We start from the raw sequence: 15,166 nt of genomic DNA, 5'->3' as shown, positions 1-15,166 counted from the left end.
AAAAAATCGTTTTTGAGATGGTAGCTTCACTTTATTTTCTATAAAACAAAAGCATTATATCACCAATAATTATAGATGTATAGAAAAAAATGTTTTTAAGGTGAGTATGTTTAATAGTTAGCCTCAACTAATGAATAGAGGAAGACAATTCCATTAAAATGAATAAATAGTGTATAATGCAGAGTGGCTATAATGAATAATAAAATATTCTCTTTAAGATAGCATAATGAAACAAGAAGAAATGATAAATGAGGTGCGAAATGGAATATCAATATCCGTTAGATTATGATTGGTCAAATGAGGAAATGGTTACAATTGTGAAGTTTTATGAAGCGATTGAGAAAGCTTATGAAAAAGGAATTATAAGAGAAGAATTAATGGGTTTATATCGTCGTTTTAAAGAGATTGTTCCATCGAAAGCAGAAGAAAAGAAAATTGATAAAGAGTTTCAAGAAGTAAGTGGATACTCTATATATCGTGCTATTCAAAGGGCAAAGGAAGTTGAAGAACAAAAGGTTGTAAAAATATAAAAATATTTTGAAAAATAAAAACTGAAGTGATATAATGTGATAACAACTAAAAACGGACAATATAAATTGTCCGTTTTCTACTATCGATTACAAAGTGCATATAAAGGAAGGAGTGGTTGCATCGTAGATTCAATCTTAGCAAGGAATTGTTCGTTGGTCATTGCTGAAAACTCCTCTGGTGATATATGAATACCAACTAATAATTCTGCTTTTTTTACAGTAGCTAGTCGTTCAATCATCTTTTGTAAGTCTTCGGTTTCAAGTGTTTTATGTAATTTCACACTTGGTTTAGTATGGTCAATGGACCAAACGAAGTCATTTGGAATATTTGTTTTTAAATCATTTAAATGTTCTAAGAAGGCATGAGCCGTCTCAACTTTTTGTGGACACTCATAGATTAAACCAAAGTATATGAAGGCATGAGTACCCCATAAGCCGATTTGGAAATGCGGTAGCATTTTATATCCTCGTTTATTTGTTGAAAAAGCAACCCAAGTATCGTTTGGTGGATTGACTTTCCGTCGTGCGTGTTTTGCAACATGATAAAAAAAGTTCTCATCAGTGTGTTTGGATAAGTATTCTGCAAATTGTTCCCCTAAAGCTTCTAGCTTAGGATGAATGTTCGTTTTAATTGCACTCATTCGTTCTTCGAGACCATCAACTGTAAAGACATCAAAATCAGTTGACTTGAATGTTTGTATTGTCATGATTGTTCCTCCAACTCCTATTTTGCTTTTATTTTAGCATAGCTTGTACTATTCATAAAAAAAACAGCACAAAAAAATTAAAATAAAAAATATAATTTTGTTGCATAGATGATTTATCCAACATAGTATAGTATAAAACAAAAAATCAGAAAATTGAATTAATTCTAGTCCGAGGGCAGACGAATATTGGGAGGAGGCAAATAATATGAGACAGGTGATTAATGCGTTAAAGAGAACAGATGCCGAAAAGAGAATACCGGTGCTACGTTTGGAGCTAGATTATGAATTAGCAACTTTATATGATGCGATGATGGAAGATGATAAACAGAAAAAAGAAGAGTGTGTACAAAAGTTAGAAGTGTTAAGACTTGAAATGATTCGTTTAGAAGCGTAATAATAGTATATGTATAAAAAATTAGTTGGTGCGAACCTTATAAAGGGTTCGTTTTTTCTGTGAACAGTATAGATCGGAGTGTTTAAACATGCAAGAAGTATGGAAAGACATCGATGCACACGCCAAACGGTGGATTCGGGATGCAGGAGAGCATTTGATGGCATCAATGAAAAAAGCACTTATTATAGAAACAAAATCAAATGCAGCTGACTTAGTTACAAATATGGACCGAGAGATAGAACGGTTTTTAATTGGGAAAATTAAAGAAACATTCCCGAATCATAATATTTTAGGAGAAGAGGGTTATGGAGACGAGATAACGTCTTCTGGCGGGGTTGTTTGGTTAATTGATCCAATTGACGGTACGATGAACTTTGTTCATCAAAAAAGAAATTTTGCGATTTCAATTGGTATTTATGAGAACGGTATCGGAAAGATTGGACTTATTTATGATCCAGTGCACGATGAACTATATCATGCAGTCAAGGGATCCGGAGCTTTTTGTAATGATATATCAATTCCTCCATTGGAAAAAGGAACTGTAGAGCAAGGTATTGTAGCTTTAAATGCGATATGGCTTACAGATAATCCATTGCTTAATATGGAAAGTATGATGGCACTTGTTAAGAAAGCAAGGGGCACGAGATCATATGGCTGTGCAGCACTAGAGATGATATACGTTGCAACAGGAAGAATAGATGCATATGTAACGCCGAGATTATCACCATGGGATTTTGGCGGAGGACAGATAATTGTAGAAGAAGTTGGAGGTAAGGTGACGACATTCTCTGGAGCGCCACTTTCTATCATAGAGAAGAGCAGTGTGTTAGTTGCAAAACCAGGAGTGTATGAAGAAGTGTTATCGTTTATATTAGAGCAACAAAAAAAGTAAGAGGCTGTGTATAAGCTTCTTACTTTTTAGCGTTATTGTGATTTGCGCATTTTTCTTTTTGTTACAAAACCGTACCCAACTGCAACAAATGTGCCGATAATGCAAATAATAATACCGATTGGACTATTTTCAGCAATCATAATGCCGATACCGATTAAGAAAATAACACCGATAATTGCGGTTAATAAAAAGCGATATTGAATGTGTTCCATTTCTTCACCCTCCAATCTCATTTTACTTTCACAAAAGTAAGAATACAACTATATTTTCATTCTTGCTTTTATTTTAATTGCTATTGTATCCCCTTCGCTCTTATAATAGAGAAGGATTAAAAAGACATTAGGAGTTGGACATGTTGAAAAAACGACAAGATTTACGTAATATAGCAATTATTGCCCACGTTGACCATGGTAAAACAACACTTGTTGACCAGTTATTACGTCAAGCGGGGACTTTCCGTGCGAACGAACACGTTGAAGAACGCGCAATGGATTCAAATGATCTAGAAAGAGAACGCGGTATTACAATTTTAGCGAAAAATACAGCGATTCACTATGAAGATAAAAGAATTAACATTTTAGATACACCAGGTCACGCTGACTTCGGTGGAGAAGTAGAACGTATCATGAAAATGGTTGATGGTGTTTTACTTGTTGTTGATGCATATGAAGGTTGTATGCCACAAACACGATTTGTTTTAAAGAAAGCTCTTGAGCAAAACTTAACTCCAATCGTAGTTGTAAACAAAATTGACCGTGACTTCGCTCGTCCTGATGAAGTAGTTGATGAAGTAATCGACTTATTCATTGAGCTTGGTGCAAACGAAGATCAATTAGAGTTCCCAGTTGTATTTGCATCAGCAATGAACGGAACAGCAAGCTTAGATTCAAACCCAGCAAATCAAGAAGAGAATATGAAATCATTATTCGATACAATTATCGAACATATTCCAGCACCGATTGATAACAGTGAAGAGCCACTTCAATTCCAAGTAGCACTTCTTGATTACAACGACTATGTTGGACGTATTGGAGTTGGACGCGTATTCCGCGGTACAATGAAGGTTGGACAACAAGTTGCTTTAATGAAAGTTGACGGAAGTGTAAAACAATTCCGCGTAACGAAATTATTCGGTTACATTGGATTAAAACGTCAAGAAATCGAAGAAGCAAAAGCTGGGGACTTAGTAGCCGTTTCTGGTATGGAAGACATTAACGTTGGTGAAACGGTATGTCCGGTTGAGCATGAAGATGCGTTACCATTACTACGTATTGATGAGCCAACACTACAAATGACGTTCCTTGTAAATAACAGCCCATTTGCAGGTCGTGAAGGTAAATACATTACATCTCGTAAAATTGAAGAGCGTCTTCGTTCACAATTAGAAACAGATGTAAGTTTACGTGTAGATAATACAGAGTCTCCTGATGCGTGGATCGTATCTGGACGTGGGGAACTACATTTATCTATCTTAATCGAAAACATGCGTCGTGAAGGTTATGAATTACAAGTATCTAAGCCAGAGGTAATCATTAAAGAAGTTGATGGCGTAAGATGTGAACCTGTAGAGCGCGTACAAATCGATGTACCTGAAGAATACACTGGTTCTATTATGGAATCTATGGGTGCACGTAAAGGTGAAATGTTAGATATGGTGAATAACGGAAACGGTCAAGTGCGCCTTACTTTCATGGTTCCAGCACGTGGTTTAATTGGTTACACAACAGAATTCTTAACATTAACTCGTGGTTACGGTATTTTAAACCATACATTCGATTGCTACCAACCAGTACACGCTGGACAAGTTGGTGGACGTCGCCAAGGTGTTCTAGTTTCACTTGAAACAGGAAAAGCATCACAATACGGTATTATGCAAGTTGAAGACCGTGGTGTAATCTTCGTTGAACCAGGTACAGAAGTATATGCTGGTATGATTGTTGGAGAACACACTCGTGAGAACGACTTAACAGTTAACGTTGTGAAAATGAAACAACAAACTAACATTCGTTCTGCGACGAAAGATCAAACTTCAACAATGAAGAAACCACGCCTAATGACTTTAGAAGAATCATTAGAGTACTTAAACGATGATGAGTTCTGTGAAGTAACTCCAGAATCAATTCGTCTGCGTAAAAAGATTCTTGATAAGAGTGAGCGCGAAAGAGCTGCTAAGAAAAAGAAATCGGTTGAAGCGTAAAAACAAAAAAACAACGACCTTTATAAAAGGTCGTTGTTTTTTATTTTGTTTATTTTTTAGAATATTTACTCTTTTTTGTGGACAGTATTTTTTTTGCGAGTTACTCTTGTATTAAGTGTATAAAGAAAATTGTATTTTACTGCTAGGGGGGAAGAGTGTGTTAGAAAGGATGTCTTTTTTTGCAAAATTGTGTAAGGTAGATGAAAATCCAGAGTTAGGAATGTGGTTACTTTATGGGACGATTATTATATTAAGTGCTCTCGTCTATAATTTAGGGTTTGCTAGAAAGTTGTCTGTACTTAAAAATATTGTGATATACATATCATTAGCAATTGGATGTACAGTATTAACCTTTTTTGCTGTATTTTTACCCGTTGGAGAAGGACTTGTTGTAGCAGCAATTGTACTTGGGATTTATAGATTACGTTTGCGTCAAGCGAAACAACAAAAAGCAGGATGAGGAAGGGGGAGTTTTTATGCGTTCAGTACAAGATGCACTATATAATTGGTTAACAATTAAAACAGTTGCTGAAGCACGTCCAGATGATAGTGCTGCAAAAGAAACGTATTTGTTATTTCAAAATATGATATATGAAGAACATAAATTAAAAAATGTGGAAGTCGAAAAGAACGAGGAGATGTATTTAATTACATACGAAATGAATGGGGAAAGGAAATCTGCAAGGTTTCCGCTAGAAGCCATTGATTGTTTTTTGGATCAGATGAATCGTGAACCAGAAAAATATAAATAAGTCCTTATCTATATGAGTAAGGACTTATTTACATTTTACCAATCGTCTTCGATTTTTTTATCACGATATAATCGGAAATTACCACTTGCATGACGTTCCATTGTACGCTCTGCAATTCGTTCCGAACATTCCATGCACATATATGTATGAATAGGGCGATTACGCAGTTTTTTTGCCATAGGATTTTCATCATCTAACATATCTTTTTTATCACAAATCATACATTTGACTCTCATTTCGTCACCTCAATACGAATTCTATCAGTATAAGTATATCATGGAAGTATAATGTTTTTGAATAATAGTGGGAAAAAATAATATTTTCGCAATTCAAAAAATAAGTTATGATAAGGATATACCAAGTATGTTTGGAGGTGAAAATATGGCGAATGTAGTAGAGCCTACCTTAACAGAGGGTTTAGTACAAACGTTGCGTAAAGAGTGTATTGTTATGATAGCAACGACAGATTTCGAAAAACAAGTTCCTAACGTAAGTGCTATTTCTTGGGTGTATGCAGTGAGTAAAACTAGTATTCGATTTGCAGTAGATCAACGTTCACGTATTGTGGAAAATATACGGCATAATACAGGTGTGGTATTGACTATAATGGCGAATGAATCCGTATTTTCCATAAGTGGTGCAGGTGAAATTTTGACAGATAGAATGGAAGGCATTTCTTTAAAATTAACTGTAATAGAAGTAAATGTGCAAGAAGTGCGTGATGTTATGTTTTATGGAGCGAAACTTGCAATTGAACCAACATATGAAAAAACATATGATCTTCGGGCAGCGAAAAAGCTGGATAACGAAGTGCTAGTAGGGATAAGAGAATTATAAAGATGCTAAATAAGAAATTCGTTTATTCACTTTTGTAATCGGTTATTGTGATTTAACGTTAATAATTATAATAAAAGGTAATATATTGAATAGAAATGAATAAAGAATAAATAAAAGGTTTAATGACTATGATTTTCGATTCTACCTCGTTTACACGGTACATATAATTATAACAATGGTTCGTCCATATTTTATGGATGAAACCCTTGTTCTACAAATTTAAAAGTGGAGTCAGGGGGTAACAGGTTGGATAAAATTTATGTGTTAGATACGAATGTACTTTTGCAGGATCCTTTATCTATTTTTTCATTTGAAACCAATGAAGTAGTGATTCCAGCAGTTGTATTAGAAGAGGTTGATTCGAAAAAACGTTATATGGATGAAGTAGGACGAAACGCTCGTTATGTATCTAAGTTAATAGATAAATTTCGTGAAATAGGAAAGCTGCATGAAAGTATCCCGCTAGAAAACGGCGGAACATTTCGTATTGAATTGAACCATCGTTCATTTGTGCAACTACAAGATATTTTTGTAGAAAAAACAAATGATAATCGAATTTTAGCTGTAGCAAAAAATCTATCTTTAGAAGAACAGGAAAAAGAGGACGGGAAGTCTGTTATTTTAGTAAGTAAAGATGTACTCGTAAGGGTAAAAGCTGATGCAATTGGTTTGAAGGCTGAAGATTATTTAAGTGATCGCGTAATTGAAGTAGAAAATATATATTCTGGCTTTTTAGAAGGATATATATCAAAAGAACAATTGGATTATTTTTATGAGAAAGGTGAATTGCCTCTATCTGAAATTGCGAATCACCCTTTTTACCCAAATCAATTTGTAGTAATGAAAGATGCATTGGGGGGCTCTAGTTCTGCGCTTGGCATCGTGGATCACTTAGGTAAGAAGGTAAAGAAACTTATTTTTCACAATGAACAAGTGTGGGGGATACGACCACGAAACGTGCAGCAAATCATGGGATTAGAATTGTTGCTTCGTGAAGATATTCCGCTTGTAACGTTAACAGGGAAAGCCGGCACAGGAAAAACGTTACTTGCATTAGCTTCGGGACTTATGCAAACAGAAGACTTAGGGTTATATAAAAAATTACTCGTTGCAAGACCAATTGTCCCAGTCGGAAAAGATATCGGTTATTTACCAGGAGAAAAAGAAGAAAAGTTAAGACCATGGATGCAGCCAATTTTTGATAACCTAGAGTATTTATTTAATACGAAAAAGCCAGGAGAGTTAGATGCTATTTTAGCTGGAATGGGTTCAATTGAAGTAGAAGCCCTTACTTATATACGCGGGAGAAGTATTCCAGATCAGTTCATTATCATTGACGAAGCACAAAATTTAACAAAGCATGAAGTGAAAACGATACTAACTAGGGTAGGGGAAAAGAGTAAGATTGTATTGATGGGAGATCCTCAGCAAATTGATCACCCATACTTAGATGAATATAATAATGGCTTAACGTATGTTGTAGAGAAGTTTAAAGAACAGCGCATTAGTGGTCATGTGAAGTTTGTTAAAGGGGAGCGATCTAATTTAGCTCAACTAGCAGCAGATTTATTGTAAAAAGGAGTGAGCTTAAGCTCACTCCTTTTCTTTAAATAATTGTAAATTTACGGATGTTCCGGATTGGATTTTGTCGATTAGATCCATCATTGAAATAGAGATGAACAGGTCCGTCTTCTTTTAATGGTTTTCCTTCTTTTGAAAAGCCTAGTATAGCATTTTTGACAGTTTCTAATGGAAGTGTCATTGTATGATCTACCGTTTCAATTTCAACTTGCGTAGTGCCCTCTAAAATTTCAGCGTTAGCAAGGAATGGATGAAATGGTATACCAAATGTTCCAGTAATCAGCTGTTCTTTTTTATATTTCTTCACACTTTGTTGTATTGGAGGAAAAGCGGCACCATCACGAATTTCGCGATCCCAATGTTCTGAAGTGTTTTTTAAATAAGTTTCTAGTTCAGACGTGTTTTCTCTAGTTTCATCAAAGTAAGTTGTCAAATCTACTTTTCGATCATCAAAGATCCAAACAGTTGGATCAATAGTGATTGGAAAACGTACTTTTCCGTTAATAAATAAAATTTCGCTCATTGTTCTTCCCCCATTTGTGTTATACTCCCACTTTTCAGTATAATAGTATTAGACACTGTTGTCACAAAAAATGTTTCTATTGCAATTTATGAAAACTATCGCTAATATTAATAGATAGGATAGAGGAGAGTAGGACGGAAACGGAGGGAATCAATTTGGCGTCTGAGACAGTAGCAAATCATCAGGAAAAGGCACTAGCCCTTCTACAAGCGGATGCAGAGAAGATTTTAAGACTTATTAAGGTGCAAATGGACCATCTTACAATGCCGCAATGTCCATTATATGAAGAAGTGTTAGACACACAAATGTTTGGACTATCCCGCGAGGTCGATTTTGCAGTTCGCCTTGGTCTTATTGCAGAAGAACAAGGGAAAGCAATGTTAGGTGAGCTCGAACGTGAGTTATCTGCACTTCATGAAGCGTTTACAAACAAACAACAATAACGGGTTCAAATAAGGGGGCTCAAACTAAATTAGTTTGAGCTTTTTATTTGTATAATAAAGCAGGAAGAATCAATGTACATATGGAATACAACAATAATTAAATTGAAACAGAAAGAGGAAATGAAATGAAAAAAGTATGGAAATCAATGGATTATTCATTGGTACTTCCTCTTGTTATCTTATGTGTGCTGGGAGTTATAATGGTATATAGTTCGAGTTCCATTGTTGCGATTTCGAGGCATAACTGGCCAGCAAATTACTTTTTTAAAAAACAATTAATAACTTTAGCTATTGGAACGGTATTGTTAGCAATTGTGGCTTCATTACCTTATAAGTTTTGGAGGAAACGAATAATTTTATCGGCAATGGGGCTAGGAAGTATTGCTTTACTAGCAGCAGCCTTGATTTTTGGTAAGGAAATAAATGGTGCAAAAGGTTGGATATTAGGTATACAGCCGGCTGAATTTGTTAAATTATCAATTATTATTATATTAGCTCGCTTTTTTGCAAGAAGACAAGAGACAAATACACCTGTTTTTAAAGGATCGGGACTTACACTTGGTTTTGTTGGAATGGCAATGTTTTTAATTTTAAAGCAAAATGATTTAGGTACCGATTTGTTAATTGCAGGAACAGTCGGGATTATGTTTCTTTGTTCAGGGGTACGGATTAACTTATGGATTAAACGAATTGTTTTAACTTCTATAGTATGGATTCCGGCGCTATATTTTCTGGCTAATTATAAATTAAGTGGTTACCAAAAGGCACGTTTTTCAGTTTTCCTTGATCCATTCAATGATCCTCAGAATGATGGATTCCAATTGGTAAATTCTTTTATTGGAATTGCTTCAGGAGGGCTAAATGGTCGGGGATTAGGAAATAGTGTGCAAAAATATGGATATTTACCAGAACCGCAAACAGATTTTATTATGGCTATTATATCTGAAGAGTTAGGTTTTATTGGTGTAGCTATTATTTTAATTTGCTTGCTACTTATTATTATTCGTTCATTCAGGATTGCTCAAAAATGTAAAGATCCGTTTGGAAGTTTAATTGCAATCGGAATTGCAAGTTTAATGGGAGTGCAAACTTTTGTTAATGTTGGTGGTATGTCTGGATTAATACCGCTTACGGGAGTACCTTTACCGTTTATTAGTTATGGCGGGAGTTCCTTAATAGCTAATCTACTTGCGATGGGAATACTACTTAATATTGCTAGTCATGTAAAACGAGAAGAAAAACAACAGAATAGTGTAATAAAAGAAAAAGAACAAAATGGACCACATCTTGTAGTTGTAAAATAAAAAACACATTGTGCTTTAGAGCATAATGTGTTTTTTATTTTTAAGTAGTTTTAAATGTGATGTATTAATATATATTTCAGTTAAAAGATATATCACATTAAGTTGAATGTGATATACAATTAAGTTGTTAGAAAAGGAAGAGGTATGCTATACTATTTTTGTGAAACAAATTGCACAGAAAACTTATCATTTGTTAAAAAATAAGGTATGATGGATAAAAATAAAGTGAAGCTTTCTAAGTATAATATAATGTGGAAAGTGAAGAACTTCACGCTTTTTAAGGTGTGTATATATTTTATCTCTAGAGTGGTAGGAAAGTAGAGGGGGAAAATCATGACAAAGCTGCAACGTATTCAAAAAGTATTGGTAGCTAACCGTGGAGAGATTGCAATTCGTGTGTTTCGAGCTTGTTCGGAACTAGGATTAAAAACAGTTGCAATCTATTCTAAAGAGGATAGTGGTTCTTATCATCGCTATAAAGCCGATGAGTCCTATTTAGTTGGGGAAGGAAAAAAACCAATTGATGCTTATCTAGATATTGAAGGCATTATTGAGATTGCAAAAAGTAATCATGTAGATGCAATCCACCCTGGATATGGTTTCTTGTCAGAAAATATTCAATTCGCGAAACGTTGCGAAGAAGAAGGAATTATCTTTATCGGTCCGAAAAGTAAACATTTAGATATGTTTGGAGATAAAGTGAAAGCAAGAACACAAGCGCAGCTAGCACAAATTCCAGTTATACCTGGTAGTGATGGTCCAGTAGATTCATTAGAAGAAGTCGAAAAATTTGCTGAAAAGTATGATTACCCGATTATTATTAAAGCGTCCCTTGGTGGTGGCGGTCGTGGTATGCGTATTGTGCGTACTAGTGAGGAATTAGGAGAATCATATAATCGAGCGAAATCAGAAGCGAAAGCAGCCTTTGGTAATGATGAAGTTTACGTCGAAAAATTCGTTGAAAAACCTAAACATATAGAAGTACAAATTTTAGCAGATGAAGAAGGCAATGTTGTTCATTTATACGAGCGTGACTGTTCTGTACAACGTCGTCATCAAAAAGTTGTAGAAATAGCACCGAGTGTATCACTTTCAGATGATTTGCGTCAGCGTATTTGTGATGCTGCTGTGAAGTTAACGAAAAATGTAAACTATTTAAATGCAGGAACAGTAGAATTCCTTGTAAAAGATGATGAGTTTTACTTCATTGAAGTAAATCCACGTGTTCAAGTAGAACATACGATTACAGAAATGATTACAGGAGTAGATATCGTTCAATCACAAATTTTAATAGCTGATGGACATTCATTACATAGCAAAATGGTAGGTGTGCCGAAGCAAGAGGAAGTGGTTGTACACGGATTTGCAATCCAATCTCGTGTAACAACTGAAGACCCACTAAATAATTTTATGCCGGATACAGGAAAAATTATGGCGTATCGATCAGGCGGTGGTTTTGGTGTGCGTCTTGATACAGGAAATAGCTTCCAAGGTGCAGTTATTACACCATACTACGATTCTTTACTTGTAAAAGTTACAACTTGGGCACTTACTTTTGAGCAAGCTGCTGCAAAAATGGAACGTAACTTAAAAGAATTCCGTATTCGTGGTATTAAAACAAATATTCCATTCCTAGAGAATGTAGTAAAACATAAAAACTTCTTATCAGGAGAATATGATACTTCGTTTATTGATGTGTCACCTGAACTATTCTTATTCCCGAAACGTAAAGACCGCGGAACGAAAATGTTAAATTATATTGGTTCAGTAACAGTAAATGGCTTCCCAGGAGTAGGGAAAAAAGAAAAGCCAATATTCCCAGATGCTCGTATTCCATGTTTAAAACATTCAGAGCCAATCCAAAATGGAACGAAACAAATTTTGGACGAGCGTGGAGCAGATGGATTAGTAAAATGGGTACAGGATCAAAACCGTGTACTTTTAACGGATACAACATTCCGTGATGCACATCAGTCATTACTTGCAACTCGTATTCGTACAAAAGATTTACATCAAATTGCAGAGCCAACAGCGAGAATGTTACCAAACCTATTCTCAGCTGAAATGTGGGGCGGTGCAACGTTTGATGTCGCGTATCGTTTCTTAAAAGAAGATCCATGGGAACGATTACTAGATCTTCGTGAAAAAATGCCGAACGTTTTATTTCAAATGTTACTACGTTCGTCAAACGCAGTTGGCTACAAAAACTATCCAGATAATTTAATTCAAAAATTTGTGGAGTGTTCTGCTCAAGCAGGCATTGATGTGTTCCGTATTTTTGATAGTTTAAACTGGGTAGAAGGTATGAGAGTTGCAATTGATGCTGTACGAGATACTGGTAAAATTGCAGAAGCAACAATGTGCTACACAGGAGATATTCATGATCCATTACGTAGTAAATATGATTTGAATTATTATAAAAACTTAGCAAAAGAGTTGGAAGCATCGGGAGCTCACATTTTAGGTATTAAAGATATGGCTGGCTTACTAAAACCAAACGCAGCATATGATTTAGTTTCAGCATTAAAAGAGACGGTATCGATTCCGATTCACCTGCATACGCACGATACGAGTGGAAATGGTATATTAACGTATACGAAGGCAATTGAAGCAGGTGTTGATATTGTCGATGTAGCAGTGAGTTCTATGGCTGGTCAAACGTCACAACCGAGTGCGAACACATTATTCTATGCACTAGGTGGAAATGAAAGACAACCAGATGTTAATATCGATTCTTTAGAAAAGCTATCTCATTATTGGGAAGATGTACGCAAATACTATGCACCGTTTGAAAGTGGTATGAATGCACCTCACACAGAGGTATATATGCATGAAATGCCAGGTGGACAGTATAGTAATCTTCAGCAACAAGCGAAGGCGGTTGGTTTAGGAGATCGCTTTGATGAAGTGAAAGTAATGTACCGTCGTGTGAATGACATGTTTGGAGATATTGTAAAAGTAACACCATCATCAAAAGTTGTTGGCGATATGGCGTTATTTATGGTTCAAAACCACCTGACAGAACAAGATGTTTTAGAGCGTGGACATGCTTTGGACTTCCCTGGATCTGTTGTTGAAATGTTCTCTGGTGATTTAGGTCAACCGTACGGTGGTTTCCCGAAAGAATTGCAAAAGATTATTTTAAAAGGGAAAGAGCCGTTAACAGTAAGACCAGGTGAACTACTAGAGCCAGTAGATTTCGACGCGTTAAAAGAAGAATTATTCCATAAACTTGGACGCGAAGTAACAATTTTTGATGTAGTTGCATATGCATTATATCCAAAAGTATTTATGGACTATGAAAAAGTTGCTGAGCTTTATGGAAATGTATCTGTACTTGATACACCGACATTCTTCTATGGTATGAGACTAGGTGAAGAAATTGATGTGGAAATTGAACAAGGTAAGACATTGATGGTTAAACTTGTATCAATTGGAGAACCACAGCCGGATGGAAATCGTGTCCTTTACTTGGAATTTAATGGTCAACCACGTGAAATTGTCGTGAAAGACGAGAGTGTGAAAGCAACAGTTGCACAACGTGTGAAAGGAAACCGTGAAAATCCAAATCACATTAGTGCAACAATGCCAGGAACGGTAATTAAAGTAGTTGTAAAAGAAGGCGATGAAGTGAAAAAAGGCGATTCTATGGCAATTACAGAAGCGATGAAAATGGAAACGACAGTTCAAGCGCCGTTCAATGGTAAAGTGAAAAAAGTATATGTTAACGATGGTGATGCAATTCAAACGGGTGATTTACTTATTGAATTAGATCACTAAAATAAAGAAAAGAGCTGTGTAAATACAGCTCTTTTCTTTATTGCAAAAAATCCCTTGCCGAATTGGCAAGGGATTTTAGTTTTAAATTATTTTGTTTGTTTAGAAGTTGATCCGGCTTCTTTTGCATTCATTTTACTTCTTGTTCCTAACATAACTAAATAGCATAGTACGGCAAACAAGCAAGAAATGAATAGAGAATGTAACAATGCCATTGCTAAACTAGCGTTTGTAAATACAACTAAAATTCCTACTACAGCTTGAAGTGTAACAAGGATAAATGAAATGATCCATCCCCAATATACTACAGGTTGCTGTTTGTAATGACGAATAGCGAGAATCATCGCGTAAAGTATCCAAGCGAAAATTAACATTGCTGCAACTCTATGGCCCATTTGAACCCATTCATGTAGTTGAGTTGGCATAGGTCTGTTTTTGCTACATAAAGGAAAGTCTGGACAGGCTAAGCTAGCTCGTTCGTGACGTACTAAAGCACCTGTGTAGACGACGATATAACTGTAAATTGTTACACCATAAATATGAAATTTCATTTTTTTGTCCATAATAAGAGAACGTGCATCAAATTTTTGGTCAATTTCAAAGATAAGACACGTTAATAAAATGACAGAAGCAAATGAAATTAAGGAAATACCGAAATGGATAGCAAGTACAGCTGGCATTTGTCCCCAAACAACTGCTGCTGCTCCCATTAATGCTTGTGCAACTAAAAATACGAAGGATAAAATTGCTAACGTTTTTGTTTCACGCACATGTTTATAATATTTCCAGGACAAAATACAAAGGAGAGTGACAAGAATTCCAGCTGATCCTGATGTTAATCGGTGGCTAAGTTCAATAATAGTTTCCATTGATAAATTAGATGGAACAAATTCACCGTTACAAAGTGGCCATGATTTACCACAACCTTGACCAGAACCTGTTTTTGTAACTAAAGCGCCTCCTAATAAAACTATTAATAAATCAAGGCTTGTAATGACTGCTAACCATTTAATAAAGCGTTGCAATCTCTTTCACCATCTTTCTGCTATGAAGTTATTGCGAAATATTTTCATTCCATTATGTATAGAATAAAACGCGCTAGTTCCTATGATATATAAAAAATAATAAAATAGCAAAGAAATGGAGGGGAAAGGAAAGGGGGAGAAAAAAGGTGTAAAAACAGGGTTCGTAAGGAAAAATTTAGGTGAAAAATAGGCTGTTTTGAAAAG

Annotated in this window: 16 protein-coding genes; 11 read left to right on the top strand and 5 right to left on the bottom strand. The window is 35.4% G+C overall.

The genetic code is table 11. From position 1 onward, the window contains the following. The first annotated feature begins 260 nt into the window (after positions 1-260). Positions 261-530 (top strand): UPF0223 family protein, encoded by a 270-nt coding sequence (locus NZ044_RS19490; protein WP_000456553.1) that lies wholly within the window; start codon positions 261-263, stop codon positions 528-530. Between the two features lie 80 nt (positions 531-610). On the opposite strand, the gene NZ044_RS19485 is transcribed toward NZ044_RS19490, so the two are convergent. Continuing rightward, a complete protein-coding gene (locus NZ044_RS19485; RefSeq protein ID WP_000155316.1) occupies positions 611-1,237 on the bottom strand; it encodes a YktB family protein in 627 nt (208 codons plus the stop codon). Between the two features lie 205 nt (positions 1,238-1,442). On the opposite strand from NZ044_RS19485, the gene NZ044_RS19480 reads away from it, so the two are divergent. Both NZ044_RS19480 and NZ044_RS19475 read left to right on the top strand, forming a co-directional pair. Continuing rightward, the gene (locus NZ044_RS19480) at positions 1,443-1,631 is read left to right on the top strand and encodes a hypothetical protein (RefSeq protein WP_001250164.1); all 189 of its coding nucleotides are present in this window, start codon (positions 1,443-1,445) and stop codon (positions 1,629-1,631) included. Between the two features lie 88 nt (positions 1,632-1,719). Then, entirely contained in the window at positions 1,720-2,523 is an 804-nt protein-coding gene (locus tag NZ044_RS19475) for an inositol monophosphatase family protein (RefSeq protein WP_001158709.1), read from the top strand. A 32-nt stretch (positions 2,524-2,555) separates the two neighbouring features. Here NZ044_RS19475 and NZ044_RS19470 read toward each other — a convergent pair whose 3' ends face one another. After that, on the bottom strand, positions 2,556-2,735 hold the full coding sequence (locus NZ044_RS19470; RefSeq protein ID WP_000400123.1) for a DUF5325 family protein: 180 nt from the start codon (positions 2,733-2,735) through the stop codon (positions 2,556-2,558). A gap of 140 nt (positions 2,736-2,875) precedes the next feature. Between NZ044_RS19470 and typA the strand changes: the two genes are divergently transcribed. The 3 genes from typA (at position 2,876) to NZ044_RS19455 (ending at position 5,472) form a co-directional block, all read left to right on the top strand. Next, a complete protein-coding gene (gene typA / locus NZ044_RS19465) occupies positions 2,876-4,720 on the top strand; it encodes a translational GTPase TypA (protein WP_000914761.1) in 1,845 nt (614 codons plus the stop codon). A 157-nt stretch (positions 4,721-4,877) separates the two neighbouring features. Next, the gene (locus NZ044_RS19460) at positions 4,878-5,180 is read left to right on the top strand and encodes a YlaH-like family protein (RefSeq protein ID WP_000893662.1); all 303 of its coding nucleotides are present in this window, start codon (positions 4,878-4,880) and stop codon (positions 5,178-5,180) included. Between the two features lie 16 nt (positions 5,181-5,196). Continuing rightward, positions 5,197-5,472, top strand: coding sequence for a hypothetical protein (locus NZ044_RS19455; RefSeq protein ID WP_001258140.1), 276 nt, complete (start codon positions 5,197-5,199; stop codon positions 5,470-5,472). A 35-nt stretch (positions 5,473-5,507) separates the two neighbouring features. On the opposite strand, the gene NZ044_RS19450 is transcribed toward NZ044_RS19455, so the two are convergent. After that, a complete protein-coding gene (locus NZ044_RS19450; protein ID WP_002082250.1) occupies positions 5,508-5,708 on the bottom strand; it encodes a YlaI family protein in 201 nt (66 codons plus the stop codon). Between the two features lie 145 nt (positions 5,709-5,853). Between NZ044_RS19450 and NZ044_RS19445 the strand changes: the two genes are divergently transcribed. Both NZ044_RS19445 and NZ044_RS19440 read left to right on the top strand, forming a co-directional pair. Beyond that, positions 5,854-6,309 (top strand): pyridoxamine 5'-phosphate oxidase family protein, encoded by a 456-nt coding sequence (locus NZ044_RS19445; protein ID WP_000024600.1) that lies wholly within the window; start codon positions 5,854-5,856, stop codon positions 6,307-6,309. Between the two features lie 246 nt (positions 6,310-6,555). Next, the gene (locus NZ044_RS19440; RefSeq protein WP_000358083.1) at positions 6,556-7,884 is read left to right on the top strand and encodes a PhoH family protein; all 1,329 of its coding nucleotides are present in this window, start codon (positions 6,556-6,558) and stop codon (positions 7,882-7,884) included. Positions 7,885-7,915: 31 nt separating this feature from the next. On the opposite strand, the gene NZ044_RS19435 is transcribed toward NZ044_RS19440, so the two are convergent. Beyond that, complete coding sequence (locus NZ044_RS19435; protein ID WP_016077289.1) at positions 7,916-8,413, bottom strand: hypothetical protein; 498 nt, start codon at positions 8,411-8,413, stop codon at positions 7,916-7,918. Positions 8,414-8,568: 155 nt separating this feature from the next. On the opposite strand from NZ044_RS19435, the gene NZ044_RS19430 reads away from it, so the two are divergent. From NZ044_RS19430 to pyc, 3 genes are all read left to right on the top strand, one after another. After that, complete coding sequence (locus NZ044_RS19430) at positions 8,569-8,856, top strand: YlaN family protein (RefSeq protein ID WP_000135694.1); 288 nt, start codon at positions 8,569-8,571, stop codon at positions 8,854-8,856. Positions 8,857-8,981: 125 nt separating this feature from the next. Then, positions 8,982-10,160, top strand: a complete 1,179-nt coding sequence (locus NZ044_RS19425; protein ID WP_098505692.1) for an FtsW/RodA/SpoVE family cell cycle protein — start codon at positions 8,982-8,984, stop codon at positions 10,158-10,160. A gap of 333 nt (positions 10,161-10,493) precedes the next feature. Further along, positions 10,494-13,940: a pyruvate carboxylase gene (gene pyc, locus NZ044_RS19420; RefSeq protein ID WP_086390518.1), complete on the top strand. Its 3,447-nt coding sequence runs from the start codon at positions 10,494-10,496 to the stop codon at positions 13,938-13,940. Positions 13,941-14,026: 86 nt separating this feature from the next. Here the strand turns inward: pyc and ctaA are convergent, their stop codons facing one another. Further along, positions 14,027-14,962, bottom strand: coding sequence for a heme A synthase (gene ctaA / locus NZ044_RS19415; RefSeq protein ID WP_001188739.1), 936 nt, complete (start codon positions 14,960-14,962; stop codon positions 14,027-14,029). Between the last annotated feature and the right edge of the window lie 204 nt (positions 14,963-15,166).

Source organism: Bacillus sp. FSL K6-1338, from assembly GCF_038006965.1.
GTDB lineage: Bacteria > Bacillota > Bacilli > Bacillales > Bacillaceae_G > Bacillus_A > Bacillus_A thuringiensis_S.
Note: the sequence above shows the minus strand (reverse complement) of the source record. Positions and strands in the feature narration are given on the sequence as shown.